Source organism: Nitrobacter sp. 62-23 (assembly GCF_001897285.1).
Lineage (GTDB): Bacteria > Pseudomonadota > Alphaproteobacteria > Rhizobiales > Xanthobacteraceae > Nitrobacter.
Genome location: NZ_MKSM01000036.1, coordinates 1 through 3,046, shown reverse-complemented (window position 1 = coordinate 3,046; position 3,046 = coordinate 1). Strand labels below are relative to the sequence as shown.

Below are 3,046 nucleotides of genomic sequence, written 5' to 3'. Positions count from 1 at the left end.
CGGCACCAGTTCGCCAGACCCGCATTGGCGCAAAGACCGCCGGCGAGGTAATCGTGCATGATGATCGGAGCGCGGATTTCCTTGGCATACTCGGCGCGCTTGTACATTTCCTCAGGCGTGGGCGCGGTCACGTTGAGATAGTGGCCCTTCCGCTCGCCGGTTTCCTGTTCGGCTTTCTGGACCGCTTCCATCACGAAATCGAAACGGTCGCGCCAACGCATGAATGGCTGGCTGTTGATGTTCTCGTCGTCCTTGGTGAAGTCCAGACCGCCACGCAGGGCTTCGTAGCAGGCGCGGCCGTAGTTCTTGGCGGACAGGCCGAGCTTGGGCTTGATGGTGCAGCCCAGCAGTGGGCGGCCGTATTTGTTGAGCTTGTCGCGCTCGACCTGAATGCCGTGGGGCGGACCACCGCAGGTCTTCACGTAAGCGATGGGGAAGCGCAGATCCTCTAGGCGAAGCGCGCGGACAGCCTTAAACCCGAACACGTTGCCCACCAGCGAGGTGAACACGTTGACAACCGAGCCTTCCTCGAAAAGGTCGATGGGATAGGCAATGAAAGCATAAAAGCACGTATCGTCGCCCGGCACGTCCTCAAGGCGATAGGCGCGTCCCTTGTAGTAGTCGAGGTCAGTCAGCAGGTCGGTCCACACCGTGGTCCAGGTGCCGCAGGATGACTCCGCAGCCACCGCCGCTGCCGCCTCTTCGCGATCCACCCCCGGCTGCGGCGTAATCTTGAAACATGCCAAGATATCGGTGTCGAGAGGCGCGTAATCCGGCTGCCAGTAGCTTTGCCGATATTCCGTGACGCCGGCCTGGTAGGTTTTGACTGCCATATTCGAGGACTCCTTCATGCGCGCTTTGCGGTGGCGAACGGGCGAGGACCTACCGCGATGCGGGGGCCACCCCCACTCGGCCCGGGGATGACGTTCGTGTATTTTCAGCACAGCCCGTCGATTCACGAGCCGTGATAAAGAAGTGTCCGCATAAACGCGAATTGTTATTTTTGATCAGATGCATTAGGATGGCTTATGCATCAAACCATGTACCTGACACTCCGGCAGCTTCAGATCTTCGACGCGGTGGTGCGTCAGCGGAGCTTTACGCGCGCAGCCGACGCGCTACACCTGACCCAGCCAGCGGTTTCGATGCAAATGCGACACCTAGAAGAACAGATCGGCGTACCGCTGTTCGACCACGTCGGAAAACAGATCCAGCCGACCGACGCCGGTCGCGAGTTGCATCGGCACGCCACGCTCATCAGCGCCAAGATGCGCGATCTCACGTCCGCGATGGAGGAGTACCGCGGTATTCATCGCGGGGAACTCGACCTCACTGTGGCCAGTACGGCCAACTATTTCATGCCGAAGCTGATCGCAGCTTTCTGCGCCTGTCACGCCAAGGTGCAGGTGCGGCTCCAGGTGTCCAACCAGACGCATATCCTCGAGACGCTCTCGGCTTCAAACCAGGATCTGGCGATCATGGGGCAACCGCCAGAGGACGCCGAGCTCGTCGCGCGCGGGTTCCTCGACAACCCGCTGATGGTCATCGCCTCGCCCACGCATCCCCTGGCCGAACGCCGGAAAATTCCGTTGGCGCAACTGGGTCACCAGCCGTTCATTACCCGCGAGCCCGGCTCGGGCACGCGCCATGCCGCCGAGCGACATTTCTCCCGTCATGGCGTGGAATTCCATTCGGTGATGGAGATGAGCAGCAACGAGGCCATCAAGCAGGCGGTTGAAGCCGGGCTGGGGTTGGGCATTCTGTCGCTGCACACCCTGGAGCTGGAACTGGCAACACGCCGTTTGGTCACTCTCGACGTGGAGAGTTTTCCGATCGTGCGGCAATGGTTCGTCGTGCACCGCAAGGGCAAGCGGCTATCGGCGGTGGCGCAGTCCTTTCTGGCGTTCCTCACTGAGCAGGCGCGCCGGCTGGCCTCGCCCAAGCACCCCCGGCCCGGCCCGCTACGCCATAAACTTGACCGGGCGGCCAACATGGATGTCACTGACGAAAATCACACCTGAATGGGCGTCGAAAAACGGCTGAAATCCGTCGAGCAGCGAATCGGCCAAGCTTTGCGGTACGGCGGCGATGATCATGATGAGGACGTCGTCCTCGTTGAACATCAGGTGCCCTCCATACAGGCCGTGACTGCCCTTGCCCGACAGATTGCCGACGATGGTGTAGCCCTTAACTCCGGCGCGATCGAGCAAATCGGTGGCGAATTCCTTGTGCTCGCCCGCGAGAATGATTTCCAGCTTTTTCAGCGGATGCAGTTTGATCGCGTTCATGCGACGTATTCCTCCTTGGCCGGAGCAACGAGAGGCGGGCGCTCCTCCCACTGGCCATTGTTGAAGACGAAAGGCTTGTAGCCCTGGGTGGGATCGATGACGATGGCGCGAATCCACCCGCCGAGCACCAGGCTTTTGGCCTTGACCACGTTTTGCAGCGCGCGCGCGGCAAAATCCAGCGGCGCCTCGATCAACGCGATCATGCGCATCGGCTCATGATAGGGCTGGCCCTCGCGCATCACCGTCTGCGTCGGCAGGCCGGTACGCAGATCGCTCAGGTTGCCGGTCATCACGCCGAAGCGCCCGGCCACGTTGTGGTAGACCTTGCTGCCGCTGCCCAGACGGGCATTGTCGACGGTGGAGAAAAAGTGTTCGAGGTTGATCCACTCGCCCACCACCACAGGCGCCGCCAGCAGGTTTTCAAGCAGGCGCCCCTTGGGGTCGCAGCGCCAGTCGTACGACATCAGGAAGGGACGGCCTTGCAGATCGGCACACTCTGAAAGCGAGCGCCGCCCGACGATGCCATACACGTTCTTCGACAGCCCCCATTCGGGCCGCACCTGCGCCCAGTCCACCGCCAGGCGATGCGCCAGGCGCCAGGCCTGCGCCGGCTTGATCGCCCGTGCTTCCGGCAGCAGCTTGGGCATGCGCTCGGCCGCGGCCAGCTTGGACGCCGCGAGCAGGCCGTTGCGCAGGCGATCCAGATAGACCAGGTGATGGGGCGGCAGCAGATCGAGGTCGAACAGCTCGATGGCATC

At 62.0% G+C, this 3,046-nt stretch carries 4 protein-coding genes; 1 reads left to right on the top strand and 3 read right to left on the bottom strand.

Features of this window, described 5'->3' with window-relative positions; genetic code table 11:
- On the bottom strand, window positions 1-833 hold an 833-nt coding region (locus tag BGO16_RS03680; protein WP_292617248.1), incomplete at its 3' end, for a ribulose-bisphosphate carboxylase large subunit.
- A gap of 207 nt (window positions 834-1,040) precedes the next feature.
- Here BGO16_RS03680 and BGO16_RS03675 point away from each other — a divergent pair.
- A complete protein-coding gene (locus BGO16_RS03675; protein WP_292617247.1) occupies window positions 1,041-2,021 on the top strand; it encodes a LysR family transcriptional regulator in 981 nt (326 codons plus the stop codon).
- Here BGO16_RS03675 and BGO16_RS03670 read toward each other — a convergent pair.
- Both BGO16_RS03670 and BGO16_RS03665 read right to left on the bottom strand, forming a co-directional pair.
- Window positions 1,962-2,288 carry a P-II family nitrogen regulator gene (locus BGO16_RS03670; RefSeq protein ID WP_292617246.1) on the bottom strand — a complete coding sequence of 109 codons (327 nt, stop codon included), beginning with the start codon at window positions 2,286-2,288 and terminating at the stop codon, window positions 1,962-1,964. The genes BGO16_RS03675 and BGO16_RS03670 overlap by 60 nt on opposite strands.
- Window positions 2,285-3,046, bottom strand: a 762-nt coding sequence (locus tag BGO16_RS03665) for a putative inorganic carbon transporter subunit DabA (RefSeq protein ID WP_292617245.1), incomplete at its 5' end; no start/stop codon positions are given. The genes BGO16_RS03670 and BGO16_RS03665, both read right to left, overlap by 4 nt.

What these genes read in the sequence shown, in the direction of transcription:
- BGO16_RS03675 (WP_292617247.1), top strand. Translation starts at nt 1,041, where the DNA reads ATGTACCTGACACTCCGGCAGCTTCAGATCTTCGACGCGGTGGTGCGT.
- BGO16_RS03670 (WP_292617246.1), bottom strand. Translation starts at nt 2,288, where the DNA reads ATGAACGCGATCAAACTGCATCCGCTGAAAAAGCTGGAAATCATTCTC.